The organism is Rhizobium sp. NXC14, assembly GCF_002117485.1.
GTDB lineage: Bacteria > Pseudomonadota > Alphaproteobacteria > Rhizobiales > Rhizobiaceae > Rhizobium.
Genome location: NZ_CP021030.1, coordinates 1986739 through 2001622, shown reverse-complemented (window position 1 = coordinate 2001622; position 14884 = coordinate 1986739). Strand labels below are relative to the sequence as shown.

The window sequence follows — 14884 nt, the reverse complement described above, 5'->3', positions numbered from 1 at the left end:
GGGGAACTGCCCGAGCCTCTTATCTGATTTGACCTCTCAGATTTTTGCAGCAAACATTTTGAGTACCCCTAAAGGTAACTCTCAGTGAGCCCATAGGACTTGACACCTGATGACCGAGCGGTAGCGAGGGAATCAGGTGGGCGCGCGGCGTCAACCCGTGGCGAGCTTCAGAGCAGCACACAGCACCCCGATGACGAGCACCAGGGCGATCATCCAGCGATCACTCTTTCCCCACCACTCCAGCATGTCAGCTCTTCTTCTGCAGCCGCATGGCGAATGCCTCGCAGCCGCCGATGTCGCCATCCCATTCGAAGTTTTCGATCTCGTCGGTCTGGCTGGCTATGACCTTCAGCTTGCACTGGTAGTCGTAGCTGGTCGTCCGCGAGCCTTGGATGTTCGAGTAGATCGGCTGGCCGTTCACATAGGTCGTGGCGGTATTGTATGTGGGCACGGTGTAGGAGCCGCTGTCGTGGTTATTCCACGTATAGACCTTCTTGCCGGCGATGCTCATCTCGCTATCAGGGTAGCCGAGCTTGGCGATAGCCGCGCTGATGGGTTGCCCCTTCATGGCCTCCATAGCAGGCTTGGCGCTGTCCATTGTCACGCAGCCGGAAACAGCCCCGAGTGAGATCAGGGCAATGGTCTTGAGCAGTCTCGTCATGTGGTCCCCCAGTAGTGAACCTCGGAGATACACAACCGATGAGTCGCGGGCAATCCCTTATAGGTTCCCCTTAAGGTTTCCTCTGGGGATAGGGAGTTGGTGGATGGGGGTTCTTCCACCTCCATCCATCATAAAGATCATTCGGAGAGAGGACTCTTTTTCATCAGTCCCCTCTCCTCACCCTTTATTCCGGTCTTCCCCTCTCGGGGTTCTCCTTAAGTGGGTGGTAATTAAGGGTTGTCTCTCAACCGATACTGATCCACCTAAGGCTGTCTTCACCCTGCATGCCGAAGACGTGCTCAGCGAAGCTCCTCAGCTCCTGTTCGAGCAGCGCCGTCTTGTGTTCGTCGGCAGCCTTGTTCGTGTCTCTGGACATGTGCTCGACCCAGTAGCCCACGGCGATAGCCAGGGCATCGAGGCGGTCGTCTTTCACGAGAGCGCCACGGTCGCGGGTGATGCGGGTGAGCTGGTAGAAGAGCTGCCTGTGAGGCTCGGCCTCGTGGTCACGCTTGATGACCTGGGCATCCACCACAAGGCGGTGCTGGTTCATGACGGGTTCCAGAACATCGCAAATGCGGCGCTCCTTCTGTGTCGAGTGCTTCACCTCCTCAATGGTCACTGGATGGACGCGAGCGAACACCGGCTTGAGGAGCTGGGTGAACATGCCGTCACCGAAGTTGCCTTCGACGATCACGCGGTTGACGTTGTGGGTCGCGCCGAGCATGGCGAGCGCCTGGAGGGTCGCCTCCGAATAGCCTTCCTTGAAGCCCCCTGAAGCCACCAAGAAGAGGTTGCCGTGGAGTATCTTCACGATGGCATAGGCCGTCTCGTCGCCGCCGTTGCCCGAGGGGTCGATGGCCATGACAGAGCCTGTGTATTCAGCCATCTCATTGGCCACCCACATCGGGCGATGCAGACGGTCACCCTGAAGGCCGACTGCCGGGAGATCAGAGATCACCTTGTCAGGGTCGTTGCACCAGACCAGCTTGGCGGGGGCCATGCGAGGATCGAGCGAGGAGACGATCAAGTCGGAGAGCTTCAGCGGGTATTTGTCTTGGTCGCTGAGCGAGGTGTCGAGCATGAACTGCAGGGCGAAGCCAGAGCGGGCGTAGGAAGCCTCACGCTCGATCAAGTCCTGCTCTTGGAAGCGCTGGGGATCGACTGGCTCACGCGGCTGAGCGCCAGCCTCGATCATGTCCATCACGAACTTCGAGAGGCGACCGAGGTAGCGCTCGGGATCATTCGGGACGCGGGCCGGCCAGATGCGGATTTCGTAGCCGCGTTCGGGCAGCCGATTGTAGAGACTCATCTCCGTCTGCGGGGTGCCGAGGTAAATGATGCGGCTGGTCGGCAGGGGTTTCAGAATAGCGTCGAACTCCTTCACGCGCTCCGAGAGCTGGTCGCGCTGGAGCTGAGTCATGGAGTTGTTGGGAACCTCAACGTCGTCCGCGATGATGATGTCAGCACGGGAGCCGGCGAGCTGGCCGGTGATGCCAACGGACTTGACGGAGGGGGAGTGAGAGTTGCGGGCTGGGCCGACATCGAAGGCCACCATCGAGTCGCGCTGCCCTGCCTGGGCGCGGAGGTGGGCCAAGATTGGCATCTCAGCTATCAGCCTCTTGGTGAAGCTGGAGAATTGGTCGGAGCGGTCCTTCGAGGCTGAGACCACGAGGATGTTGAGCTGGGGGTTGCAGTACAGGAGCCAGACCACGAAGGCCGAGGTGACGTAGGACTTGCCCACGCCTCGGAAGGCTTCGATCACGCAACGCTTGGGGCCGTGCTGAAGGTAGCCGGCGATGTCGTATTGAACTGCGGTCGGGACCGGAAGGTTAAGGTGCTTCCACACCACGAAGAGGAAGTTTCGAAAGTCCTTCTTCAGCGGGTCGATGGCGGGGCTGAGATGGGTGCCTGACTTCAGGCCGTTGGCTGTCATATATCCACCAGTGGATTAAACAGACCACAGCAGCTCACAGACGCGCACCAGCGCTCCCGGCTAGGGTAGTAGCCTAGAGGCCGCTGTTGCGCGCCCTGAGTCGAGCCGCAGGGGGCTGTGAGGGTTTAATTGTAGGAGGGGCGGTCGTCGTCGCCTGTGAAGGGCAGATCATCCGCGAGGTTCTTCAGCGGGCTGCCTTCCTTCGGCACTGAGTCGATGTTGTTGTCCTTGAGGAACTGGCGGGCCACGTTCAGCTCGGCTGCCGTGACCTCTCCGCTCCTGACCTTGTCGAGGAGCTTCTGGGCCATTTCCGCATGGAGCAGCGAAAGGATTTCCTTGAGGTCCATTACTTGTAGCTCAGATAGGCCGAGATCGCGGCGACGATCAGGGCGAGGATTGCAGTGATGTTGGTGATGAAGGACTGGTTGGTAGATGCCTTGGCCTTGAGGGAGGCGATGTCCACCTCCCCCGCCGACATCCGCCCCTCTAGCTGGTCGATGCGCTGCGACTGCGCCGACGACAGGCTGATGAGCGTGTCCACCTTGCCCTCGACCCTGCCGATCAACAGCAGGGCCTCGGTGTTCATGTGTTCCATTACAGGGTTCCTGCCCAGAGCCAGAGGGCGTCGAACTGATCGACCGGAATGCCCATCATCTCGCGCAGCCGCTCGACCGCAAAGCTATTCCGGACGTAGCCCTGGAGGGGCGGTTCGGTCAGCTCGATCTCAAGCGTGGCGCGGAGCTTGGCGTCCGTGATCGTGCCGATCTGGGCCATGACTTGGGCCTTGGTCGTGTTGATCTCCAGCGCGGCCAGCCAAAGCTGACGGGGCGAGAGGTTCGGCATCGGCTCGATTACCGGAGGGGCTGGGAGGAAAGCGCCGGCCTGGAAGAGCATCCCCGAAGCGATCTCAGAAGGTGCAGCATCGACGCCGACTACGATCTTGTTGTGGGGGACCAAGCGCGAGGGATCGTATTCCACATTGGTCACGACACCGTCAGTCGAGCTTCCATCCTCGGGCTGGACGAGAACCCAGGCTCCATAGACCGCGTCGACAAAGTCGCCCTTCTCGTTCCAGTTCGTGAGACCCTTGCGGAGATCGTACCAGTCCTGCTGATGTTCGTTCTGGTAGAAGATGATGCCCGTGTCGTTCAGGGGCTTGAAGAGGCCGAAGTTTACAATTTCCATGATTATGATCCGCTGAACGTGACCCAGCCACGGACGGGGTCATAGGATTGCAGGTAGTGGTAGTGCATGGCGGGGTTGTTCGAAGTGCCCTGCATGTTCATCCCGGTAAACACGGCACCCGCTGGGCACATCATCAGGCCGTTGTCCGGTATCGTGAAGGAACTGGAACTGACCTTACGGAACGCTAGCTTAGATACGCGGTCGTTCGCCCAGGCGGTCGCGCGGGCTTCAATCCGGGAATCGAGATCGCCGAATTGCCCAGTCGTGATCGAGCCGTCAGCTCCTACGACCAGGGCGTTGACAATAGTGCCGGTCTGCTTCTGGAAATATAGTTTGCCGTCAGAATAGCTGAGGACGGCCCACTTGTTGGCACCAGCATCGGTATTCTGAAGCGAAAGGACCGGACTACTCTTCATGATGTTGATGTCGCCGGTTGCCGTACCGCCGACCTTGTCAAACTTCCCCGCGAGGGAGGTATTGATCTCCGTCTTGGTGTAGAAGGTCGACGGGTCGAAGGTGGCAGCGGCAGCCGCACTAGCCGCAGCTTCAGCGGCCTTGGTGGAAGCGGTGTTGCGGTAACCTAGAGCTTCTGCGGCGCTAGCAGCAGCCTCGGTGGCCCTGGTGGCAGCGGTGGTTGCAGAGCCTGCAGCATTGGTGGCGCTGGTGGCAGCTTCGCTGGCCTTAGTCGTGGCCACCGTCTTTGACGCGCTGGCCGAGGACGCAGAGGCCGCAGCGTCTGTCTCAGAGGTAGCCGCAGCGACGGCGTAGGCCGATGCCTCAGCAGCCTTCTGGGTGGCGATGTTCACGCCCGAGGTCACGCCGTCTTCGACGAACTGCTTGGTGGCGACATCGTTAGCCTGAGTCGGCGTTAGGACATTCGAGATGCGCCGGCCGAGCGCCGAGAAGGAACCATCTTCGGTCACGCCGAGGGAAGCCTCACCCAGGTCGAAGGATTCCTGCGCAAGGTAGAACACCTGCAGCGCCGACAGATCGAGGTCGCTTTCGACCAGAGTGGAGCCGTCGACAAAGTCCACCAGAAGGGTGTCGCGAGGGGTCACACGGCGGCGATCAACGATCTTGTCGACGCCCGGTGCCGGCGTGATTTGGACTGAGGTAGGCGACAGCCAGGTGTAGGCAACCGCAACCCCGTCGACCTTCACCTGAACGTGGGTCTTGGAGATGTAGGGAAAGGGGACCGTGAAGATGGTCGTAACCCCGTCCCCGAGGGATTGAGCATAAGCAAGAGCCATGAGTGTCTCACTGTTGAAATGGAAAAGGCCCCCGAGTTTCCCCGAGGGCCGTTGTGAGGTGGTTCAGTCCCGAAGCTCGCGTCGAGGCAAGCCAGAGCCGGCCCAGTTGAGGAACTGGATCGCGCCCATCATGCGGGAGAACGGCAGGACGCGGGTCAGGTTCTGCCAGTCGGTCTGTGAGTAGTCGTCGCCGGCCAGGGCCGACGTGACCCCAGCAATGCCGGCAATGCCTGTCGAGACGAGGTCGCCTGTCGGGTTACCAAGAGCGCCCTGCACGGTCGTCTTCAAGCCCGACGAGCGGGTGTCGAAGATCGGCTCATCGTCGAAGAACTGCCAGCCGATATCAGCGAACATCGGGACCAGAGCGCTTTCGGAAGATCGAGCGAACCCCGCAAGGCCAAGCTTATCCCACGAGAGGCGCTCCTTCAGTTGCTTCTCGCGGTCCTGCCTGCCGAGCAGGTTGAGGTGCGTTTGGCCTGCGTAAACTGCAGCGCCGAGGAAGCTGGACGCCAAAGCGCCGTTGATGGCCGGCATATCGCGCATGTTCAGGCCCTGCAGGAGAGCCTTCGTGTGGGCAGCCATAGCAAATGTGCGGAACTGCATCATCATCTGGCCCATCGGGTGAGCCATCCATCGGTGCATCTGGCCGGGATCGTTCTCAAGGATCATCGTCCGGTTCAGCCGAAACATCGCATCCTCGAACGCCGCGAGCGTGTTGCCATCCCAGTTCTTGATGCCCAGGCTGCGGAGCTTCGAGGGGGACTTCACACCGCCCTTAAAGGTGGCGTTCGTCCTGATCGCTTCGAAGATCTTCTCGGCAGCATCCTTATCCAGCCCGAGGGCGCGGAGACGCTCGGCATCGATCTTGTCCCCGAACATCGCCATCTTGGTGAACTTGACGGCAGCCGCACGGGCCGACCACTTCTGGAACACGCGGTTGATCGGGGCCATGCCAGAGCCCATCGAGACGAAGCGGTTCATGGCGTGGAGCTTGGGGTTCACCGCGCCGGCCACGCGTTGCATCGCCGAGTCTGTCCCGCTGGTCACTGGAACGCCCAGCTCATCGGTATCGAGGTAGTGAGCGGTACGCTCGTAGTCGCTGCCGAAGGCACCCAGAGCGTCCAGCTCTTCGGCCACCTCGTCAGTCATCTTGCCCGAGCGAGCCATGTCGAGAAGGTGACGGAATGACGGGACAGCCTGGAACGTGGTCTTGATGCCCGCCTGGGCGACCACACGACCGAACTCAGGAACCTGCGAGAAGCCGACCTGACCCATGAGACGGAGGAAGTTGAAATCCCTCAGCATGCGCAGGAAGGTGGCCCCGTCAGAGCCCCTGTCGATCCCCTGTAACGGGGTGCCGGTGATGGCCGAGTAGAGGAAGTCGAGGTTCTTCTCGTCGAGCTTGTTGTCTGCGCCTGTCGCCTCGCCCACGGACTTGATCTGGTTCTTCAGCTTCGTCCAGTCATTCCCATTCTTGATCCCGTCTATCAGCAGCGCGCCAGTCTCAGGGTCTCGCACCTGCATGCGGGCCATAGCGAGCTGGCCGCTCATGTTGCGAGCGTAGAGCTGGAAGGCTGTGTGGGGGTCCTTGACGTAGAAGTCAGAGATGCTGACTTGCCGGCGAGCGCCGTGCTTGTCCCAGACCTCGCCCAGATGGTTCTCATCGAGCATGATGCGGGCCTTCATACGGGCCGGTCCAGAGGCCTCATCGGCCTTCTTCTCATTACGTGATGCCCACGCCTTAACGTTGGCGATCTCATCGTCCGAGAGGTAGTTCTTCAGCTCCACTTCGAGGTCGTCGAGGTCGAAGCCTAGGTGGCCGCTACCGAACATCTCCTCCCCAGAGCTGAGCTTCTGGAAGCGGTCGAGGACGGCGTAGCCCATGCGCTTGGCGATCTGCGGCTCCAGCCCCGGCTGCTTCTTCAGGATGGCCCCTGCGAAGAGGTCCGTGAGGCCACCCTTGCGGTCCATGCTGTAGCCGACCTCTTTGATCAGCTTGGTGGCCTTGGCGAGGTGCGCATAGCGGGGGAAGTAGTTCTCCACCCCGTGCTCCGACCTCGTGATGCCCAGCTTCTGAGCTTCCTGCCAGAAGGACTTCATCTCCGACTGGAATGCGCCCGCTGCCTGCTTCACCTCAGCGGGGAACTGAGCGCGCACGGCGGGGCTCTCCTCGCGGATGTAGTCAGCGATCTGCTCCTTGAACCTTAGCTCGGCATCCTTGCTGTTGAAGGCACTGATGCCATTGGCCTTGCGGAACTTCTTCCACGCATCGCCATAGCCCCGGTACCAGTTGATCTGGGCCACTCGAAGCCGGCGCTGCATGCGCTCGGTGGCGGCGATCTCGGTCACCACTCCGCTTCCCTTTGCGGCCCTAACGCCATCTTCACCGAGGTATCGAGCCACGGCTTGGGCCATCGGGTTCTTTGAGGCCATGAGCTGACCCACGCTGTCGACCCGCCAGTTCAGGAACTTGCCCTTGGGATCGAGGCGCTTGAAGTCGTCGATCAGGTTGCTGGTGTCGGAGCGGGTGAAGTTGTCACCCATGGCTGCAGCAGCACCGACCGAACCGGGATTGGCGGGGGTCAGGGCATCGTTGCGCATCTGCTCCCCGATACGGGCGACCTGCTTGGCCTCCTCGTTGAGCATCGGGTTTCGACGAAAGGCTCCCATCGTACCGCCCATCACGAGGCCCGTACCGATGCTATATTTGAGATCGTCGAAGGACACATCACGGGTCGGGTCGACAGCCGCGAGGGGGATGTCAGTGGCGAGGTTGCCGGCCACGCCCTCAGCGGCAGCGAGCCCTACCAAGCCAACTCGGCCGAGGCGAGCAGCGACCGCAGCCGGTACGCCGAAGCCGCCCGTCACCGCCCCGATAGCTGCCGTTGCAGCGATAGCGCCGGGGTCAGTCAAGGCAGCTCCCATGGAGATGATCGTGCCGGCAGTGCCCAGAGAGGCGATCTTCTGGTTGTCTTCGAGCTGCGTCAGGAGCCTGTTGCGGATGGCCTCAGCATGCTCATCAGAAACCGCGTCCTCGAACTCGTCGAGGTAATCGTCGGGAATGCTTCGGCCGAAGGCTTCGAGTTTCTCCTTGGTGAGCTTGTAGTCCGGTTCAGGATCGTAGTGGCCCAGCGCGCGAAAGGGTGTCAGTACCGACCACTCGTTCTTCACAGCGGTCTTGATTGCCTCGCCGTAGGACGGCTGAGCAGCAACGCGATCCTTCTCCTGCTGGACCTCTTCGGCGCGCGTCAGGTTCATCGTGGGCACGACATCGGAAGCGCTGATGCGGCCCTGATCGTGGACCGAGTAGTCACCAGGGTTCTGAGAGTTTCCCATTGATCCCGGCAAAACGATGCCTGAGGGGCCATTGCCGACCGTGGTACCGTCCATCTTCTTGGTCCAGAGGCTGGCGAACTCAGAGGCTGTCATACCCGTCTGGCCGGCGTTCCCGATCACTGCAGCACGGCCGATAAGGTCGACTGCCATGGCGTTCGGGTTGGCCAGGAGGTTCAACGCACCGCCCGCCCCCTGCTGATGAGCGAGGTAAAGTTCGCCGTTCGACAGGTCACGGCCGAGCTTCTTCTTGAGGTAGTTCTGATTGTCCACCGTGAAGCGCATGAAGGCGTCTGCAGAGGCGTAGGCATCGTACTTCGACGCGCCCTTTCCGTACTTCCCCCAGGTGCTGTCGATGAACTGAAAAAGGCCCCCTGCGGAGGAGCCTTTGTTCTGAGCGTGAGGGTTGAGACCGCTTTCGATCTGGGCCGTCTTGAGGGCGTATTCGGGGTCGACGCCATAGCGGGCTGCAGCATCGGTGATGATAGACCTGATGTCGGCCATGAGGGTTCCTTAGCGTTCGTTCTGCTTCTTCGTCACCTCGTCGATCTTCTGATCGCGGTTGCGCTTCCGCAGTTCGTCCAGTTGCTTGAATGAGAAGTTCCAATCGTCCGCGTCGACGGACGCCGGCATGCGGTCGGACTTGCGCACGATGAAGTACGCGCCAGTGCCGTTGCCCTGGGAGATGGTCAGATCGTCGATGTCGTAGTTCAGCTCTTTGTGCTTCTCGACGAACTCGGTGAGGTACTGGTTGACGAGTGGCTCGAAGTCAGCGGGCAAGCGCTTATCGTTCTTGATGTAGGAGCCGGCCACATTGATGTGGTTCTTCTCGAAGGTCTGACGGGCCTGTTCGATGGCCTCGTCGTTGTCCTTCCCGAGCAGTGCGTACTGCTTCGCGAGGCGGACGATCTCGGTCCTGACGAAGTTCTGGTTTCCAGCGGCCTGCTTACCAAACGCCCAGTCCACCCAGCCAGTCGAGTTCGACACCGCGGAGTTGACCGCATTGTCGATGCTCTCGTACTTCAGCTTCAGGGCTTCATCCATTTGGTTCGGGTCTTGCGTGACCATGTGGGCCAGCCTCAGGGCACCATCGGGCGTCCCTGCGTTCCCAACTTCCTCGGCTATGCGGGCAGCCTCGAAGAACTCCAAGGCGTCCTTATTCAGGTTCTTGGCGAGGTACTGAGGGCTGTCCTTATAGAGATCGAGGTAGGTGTCGAAGGCGTCCTTTGCTGACGGCGGTATTTCACCCGTGGCCGCGTTCAGGTTGATCTGGCCGGGGGCAGCGTTCATTGCTTTGAACCAGACTGGATGCTCCAGACCGGAGCCGACGAACTTCTCCTTCTCCAGCCGACGAGCGAGGGCCGGCCGCTTCTCGGGGTCTTTCTCCCGGTAAGCTGCCTCCTCAGCCGCCTTCGTAATCAGTCGATTGGCGACCTCCTTCTTCTGGGAGTCGGCCGTGATAGTCTTCAGATCACCGCTCTTATCGCGGACCTGGGCATCACCGATGGACTGGATCGAGCCTGCCTCAGCGGCTGCCACGCCCTGGCTATAAAGGTTCTCCTCGTCAGCCGCCATCCGCTCCTTCGTCTGGTCAGCGTCAATGCGAGCGAACAGCTTCGAGGCCGTATCGCCCACCTTGGCGTCCGTCATGAGACTGCCCTTATAGGGACCATCGGTGCGCTCGTGCTGAAGAATCGACTTGGCAAGGTCGTAATCGCCCCGCGTAGCTGCCTGATCGGCAAGCTGGAGCATCATCTCCTGCTGCTTCTGGAACGGGACGCGCAGCAGTTCTTGGTTCTTCGTGAACTCCCCGAACATGCCGGCCGCAACCTCAGCCGGAGCCATACCCTCAGCGCGATTGAAGGTGGACTTGGAGGACCACTTCTCGAACAGATCGCCCTGCCGACGCTCCATCTCGAAGGTAGAGTGGTCGTCGACCGACTGGGTTCGGAGCTTCTCGGTGAGGTTCCCGATCTGCTTCGTGTAGGCGCTCATGAGGACCTTGTCCCCGCCGAACTCTGTCAAGTCATCCTTGATCTGGTCGCGGATGAAGCCGTCAATATCGCCGGTCTCCCGGTCGAAATCAGTTTGGTAGGCCGACATGATCTGCAGCGACCTGTCATAGGCCAGTCGTTCCCCTGCCAGCTCCCTGCCGGCGAGGCTCGTGAGGCCGGGAACGGAGCCCTCTCTGATGGCCTTGCGGACATCCTCGGGGGACTTCTGCAGGAACGCTTGGCGGACTGCGGTCACATCATCGTCTTGGCGCTCAGCGGCCTGGGTGTTCAGGAAGTTGCTGATGCTCGGCTGGATGGAGGCAAGCGACTTCGCCAAGCTCTCCCAGCCGTTCGATCCGATCGGTGCCTGCTCGGGACGAGCGAAGGTGTCGACTGGGGAAGCCGATGGGGACAGTCCCGGCACCCTGATGTTATCAGCAGAGGGGGTATGGACGCGACCTCGGTTCTGGCCACCACCGGAGCGGCGGCTCTCTTCGTTGATGGGCCTCAGCCCCGGCAGACGTGCCATTAGGTTCTCCCTGCCGTCCTCTGACGGGCTTTATAGTCGTTGTAGGAATCGAGACCGGCACCTGCGATCCTGAGACCAGCATCGAAGAAGGACGGCTTGGCGGCTCGCTGGACCGAGTTGATGCGGTCCTCGGCGTTCGAGCGAATGCCCTTCATTTCATTGTTGAGCTGGGCCAGGGTCCAATCGGTGTTCTGGTCGATGCGGTCGTTCGCGGTCGCCGCGCGGCCATCAAACTCGGCCAGCAGGGCATCGACCGAGAGGCCTGCCACACCGCCCTCGCCGGCTGCCACTGTTGCGGTTGCCTTAGCCTCACGTGCATCGCGGAGATTGTCAGCCTTCTCAGCGCCGGCCTTCTCTTGCTCCTGCAGCATGCGCTGCTGGGTCTGGAACATCTGGTCGCGGGCAGTCTGATTGGCCCGCTTGGCGTTCTCAGCATAGAGCCGGTTCTGCTCGTTCGCGGCCTGAGATTGCGCCTGAAAGCTGACGACTTGCTGAGCTGCGCCGATGGCTAACCCGATCATCGAGACGGGGTCACACATTGCTTATCCTCACAAATTCGTAGAAGGGCAGGTTTCCCGGCCCCATTGCGTTGACAGTCCTCAGGAACTTGAAGCCTAGCCAGCGGAGCCACAGAAGGTGGACCGTATTGCGCTGATCGACGAAGTTGGTGAGGACCGGAAAATCTTGGTGAAGGGTCTCCAACCACCGCTTGGAGTGGCGAAGAAACCGTGTCTTGTTCTGTTTGATCTCGTCGCTACCGAGGAGCCAGACATATCCCACATCGATCTCGGAGGACGGGCAGACGCCAAACATGGCAACCGGCTTGTCGTCCTCATTGATGATCGTGATGCAGTCCTTCGAGAGCCTGAGGCCGTCCTGAAGGGACTGTTCAGCGCCAGCAGAGCCAGCAGCTTGCAGTTCCCTCAGGTCAGCTTCACGAAGTCTCGGGGCTAGATAGGTCACGTCCTCAGGAAGCGAGCGACGTGTTTCCAGCATCACAGCCTCTTTGAACGGATGACATAAAGGGCCTCCCACTCGGCGCTCAGGAAAGCGCATGGGAGGAAGGTATCGTTGATAAGGTCGATTGTGACCGCGTCATTCTTCGACATGATCGGGAACGCAAAGCGCCCCCTGTCGACCGCCACCTCACCCACCACATTCTTGGCCGAGCCGATAACGCGGCCCGAGAAGATGTAGGAGTAGGTGTCCCTCCTGAGAGGCGTCACCTCGACGCGGAAGTAGCCACTGAGGTCATAGGTCAGGTTGGCCTTGCGGAGCTGGATACGCCCCTCGCCTACCGTCATCTGGCCACCGCCGACCGCCTCCTCCTTGATGACGAATGTCGAGAAGCGATAGCGCATAACGTAGTTCCGGCCCACGAAGAAGTTGGTGAGCTGGCCTGCCACCACTAGCGCATTACCGCTGAGGGTGTATGGGATCACCTGCCCTGTCTTCTTGATCGGGTCACCGTCACGGGCGATGATCGTGTACTGCCCATTTGCGGGCAGCAATGCAGCTTCCAAGGCATACGGTGGCGTGATCGTGGTCTTGTTCGTGGCCGCGTTGTAGCTGACCGTGCAACTCGCCTCGGTCACCTTTCGGTCGAGGTGGAGGCCGAACTCAAAGCCCGTGTCCGTGGTCCCAGGATTTACCGACATACTCTCGATGAACACGCCGTCTGCTCGGCGGATGACGAGGTAGAGATTGCTCTCGACGAACTCGACCGAGAGGATCGTGTCGGTCTCGGGGAACGTCCACTTATACCACGCCGACTGGAGTTTCTCCTGATCGTTCCAGTAGTATTTATAGACGTAGATCGTATTGCGCTCAGTCTCCGACAGCATGGCGATGGTGTCCTCGGAGGAGGACGCTGCCATCTTCGAAATGTCCTTCGGCACATAGGCCGGGACGTGCGAGGTCACATCGTTCGCGTCATTCGTCTTGGTATCGCCGTCGACGTAATACTCCCGAAGTCCTGAGAACTCCCCTCGGTTGAAGGTGAAGTAGATGTTCCGGCCCGAGCCGACCGGCCGCGCCTTTAGGGAGCATTCGAACTCGGTCGTCTGGTTGATCGTGATGGTCTCAGGTGTGAGCAGATCGACAGCACCGAGCTGAAACTGGGTCTGCTCCGAGAAGAGCAGCAGCGTTTCATTGAACGGGATTGCATGCTGCAGGATGGAGACCTTGATGTGCGACACGGCAGCGTCGATGGGGTCGGTGTCGAGAACCTGAGTGGCCGACGAGCGGAAGAAGTTGAAGAAATCGCTGGCCCGCGAGAAGCAGACATTCTCGTCCGCGACAAAGCCAAGACGGTTGCGGTGGAAGAAGATGTCGTTCAGCTTCTTGCCCACAAAGGAGGGCATTGGGCTGCTTTCAAGGTCTCCGACCTTCCGGTCTTCCCAGGTCACCTGCTTGAAGGTGAACGTTCCGTTGGCCTCGCGTACCAGCGCATGGGCCATGGTCGAAGCCTTCAGGCGGATCGCTTGTCCGCCTTTCACGCTCTCAACCCAGACGCCCGACTCGGTGCCGCTGCTGGTCTGGAACTTGACGTAATAGTTATCGAATGAGGACGACTGGTCCCCCGCGATCTCGACACCGAAACCGTCGAAGCCCTTGGCCGGCAGATCGGAAAAACGCTGGACGGAGCGCTTGACGAGCTTCGTCGCTTGGTCGCCCTGGCTGTCCGTGACGTTGATCGTAAAGTCCCCGCCGTCGTTCTTCCTGATCCAGATGCTGGAGCCATTACGGGAGAACGTGAAGCCTGGGGCCTGGGAGTTAATGGCCGTGATCAGATTGGCGGCAATGGTGTCCGTCTGGACCTGGGTGATGTGCGAGGACACCGAACCGTCAGGCGTGTTCACCTCGGCCGTGTTGCCATTCAGGTTGATCGCATATCGGGTGCCATAGGACCCCTGCTTGATCCACACGATTGCCTCAGGCTGCCGAGAAGTCGATAACGTGGTGTCCTGCTCGACCGTTATGGTGCGGTTGATGAGGAACGTGTAGTCAGCAATCGTCACCGCCTTGAAGGCAGACCGAGGGTCAGTCGCGGTGAGATACGCGGTCCCGTTGGGGAAGGCCACGGTCTTCTCCGTGCCCGTCTTCAGGTCGTAGACCTTCAGTGCCTGATTGCCGACGATCACCTCATACTGCTCCGTTCGGTCGCGGTTGATGGTGTGCGTGAACAGCTCGCCTGCAGGAGCGTTGGTGATCTTGGCCTTATGCGTGGTGCCAGGGCGCTTTCGCAGCCCCTCGACGACCGAGCTATGGGCATTCTCCTGCAACTCGCACTGACTCGCCAGACGGAGCGCATAGGGCTGCTGGGAGACGCCGTTGATCAGGTTCGGGATGGTTGTTGAGATAAGCGCCCCAGCCATTAGACGAGGTCTCCTGGGGGCAGTCGATTGGTCACGCGCTGTACGGACGGGTTGTCCCTGAACACGTTCAGATCGAGGGTCTCAGCTTCGGCTGACAGGAGGTTCGACCACGACTTCAGCTCGTCCCTGGAGTTGAACTGCCAGATGGTCTCCGAGCCGACCATGCGCTCCTGAAACTGACGAGCAGCGCGCATCACGATATAGGAGCGGGCAGCCTCAGGGAGCTGGTCAAATGGGAGGAAAAGGACGATCTCGACGTAGACCGTCCGGCCGACCGTGAAGGTGTGGTTCTTGCGGTCGTAGAGGCGATTGCCTCGCTGGACTAGATCGACGCCCTCGTCGGCTCCCGTGGTGTCAACCTTGAGGGTGTTCGGGGGAAGCTGAAGCTCACCTTCGGGGAAGCTGGCGGCAATCGGGTAGTCGATTTCGGTGTTCCAGTGCCAGCCCACAAGCTGAACATCTCGGCTGGACTGGAAGAGGATTTGACGGGCGATCACCGCGTCGACGACACCGGTATCCTCAGCCGTGTTGACTGGGCTTTCACCGATGACGGACAGCATGAGGTTGATCGCCTCAAGCTCCGTGGTGGGAGTTGGGACGAGGACGGGCATGATGATCCTGA

Annotated in this window: 12 protein-coding genes; all 12 read right to left on the bottom strand. The window is 60.4% G+C overall.

What is annotated here, in order from left to right; translation table 11 throughout:
• Positions 1-247 precede the first annotated feature (247 nt).
• Positions 248-661, bottom strand: coding sequence for a hypothetical protein (locus NXC14_RS09830; RefSeq protein WP_085777981.1), 414 nt, complete (start codon positions 659-661; stop codon positions 248-250).
• A 244-nt stretch (positions 662-905) separates the two neighbouring features.
• The gene (gene terL / locus NXC14_RS09825) at positions 906-2594 is read right to left on the bottom strand and encodes a phage terminase large subunit (protein WP_085777980.1); all 1689 of its coding nucleotides are present in this window, start codon (positions 2592-2594) and stop codon (positions 906-908) included.
• Between the two features lie 125 nt (positions 2595-2719).
• Positions 2720-2941, bottom strand: a complete 222-nt coding sequence (locus NXC14_RS09820) for a hypothetical protein (RefSeq protein WP_085777979.1) — start codon at positions 2939-2941, stop codon at positions 2720-2722.
• Positions 2941-3189: a hypothetical protein gene (locus NXC14_RS09815; protein WP_085777978.1), complete on the bottom strand. Its 249-nt coding sequence runs from the start codon at positions 3187-3189 to the stop codon at positions 2941-2943. The genes NXC14_RS09820 and NXC14_RS09815 overlap by 1 nt, the downstream gene beginning before the upstream one ends.
• Positions 3189-3779 carry a hypothetical protein gene (locus NXC14_RS09810; protein ID WP_085777977.1) on the bottom strand — a complete coding sequence of 197 codons (591 nt, stop codon included), beginning with the start codon at positions 3777-3779 and terminating at the stop codon, positions 3189-3191. The genes NXC14_RS09815 and NXC14_RS09810 overlap by 1 nt, the downstream gene beginning before the upstream one ends.
• Positions 3780-3781: 2 nt before the next feature.
• Positions 3782-5029, bottom strand: coding sequence for a phage tail fiber protein (locus NXC14_RS09805; RefSeq protein WP_085777976.1), 1248 nt, complete (start codon positions 5027-5029; stop codon positions 3782-3784).
• 63 nt (positions 5030-5092) lie between these two features.
• Positions 5093-8866, bottom strand: a complete 3774-nt coding sequence (locus NXC14_RS09800; RefSeq protein WP_085777975.1) for a transglycosylase SLT domain-containing protein — start codon at positions 8864-8866, stop codon at positions 5093-5095.
• Positions 8867-8875: 9 nt separating this feature from the next.
• The gene (locus tag NXC14_RS09795; protein ID WP_085777974.1) at positions 8876-10885 is read right to left on the bottom strand and encodes a hypothetical protein; all 2010 of its coding nucleotides are present in this window, start codon (positions 10883-10885) and stop codon (positions 8876-8878) included.
• Positions 10885-11424, bottom strand: coding sequence for a hypothetical protein (locus tag NXC14_RS09790; RefSeq protein WP_085777973.1), 540 nt, complete (start codon positions 11422-11424; stop codon positions 10885-10887). Before NXC14_RS09790 ends, NXC14_RS09795 begins: the two co-directional genes overlap by 1 nt.
• Positions 11417-11881 carry a hypothetical protein gene (locus NXC14_RS09785; RefSeq protein ID WP_085777972.1) on the bottom strand — a complete coding sequence of 155 codons (465 nt, stop codon included), beginning with the start codon at positions 11879-11881 and terminating at the stop codon, positions 11417-11419. Before NXC14_RS09785 ends, NXC14_RS09790 begins: the two co-directional genes overlap by 8 nt.
• A complete protein-coding gene (locus tag NXC14_RS09780) occupies positions 11881-14262 on the bottom strand; it encodes a hypothetical protein (RefSeq protein WP_085777971.1) in 2382 nt (793 codons plus the stop codon). Before NXC14_RS09780 ends, NXC14_RS09785 begins: the two co-directional genes overlap by 1 nt.
• Positions 14262-14873: a phage tail protein gene (locus NXC14_RS09775; protein WP_085777970.1), complete on the bottom strand. Its 612-nt coding sequence runs from the start codon at positions 14871-14873 to the stop codon at positions 14262-14264. Before NXC14_RS09775 ends, NXC14_RS09780 begins: the two co-directional genes overlap by 1 nt.
• Positions 14874-14884 lie beyond the last annotated feature (11 nt).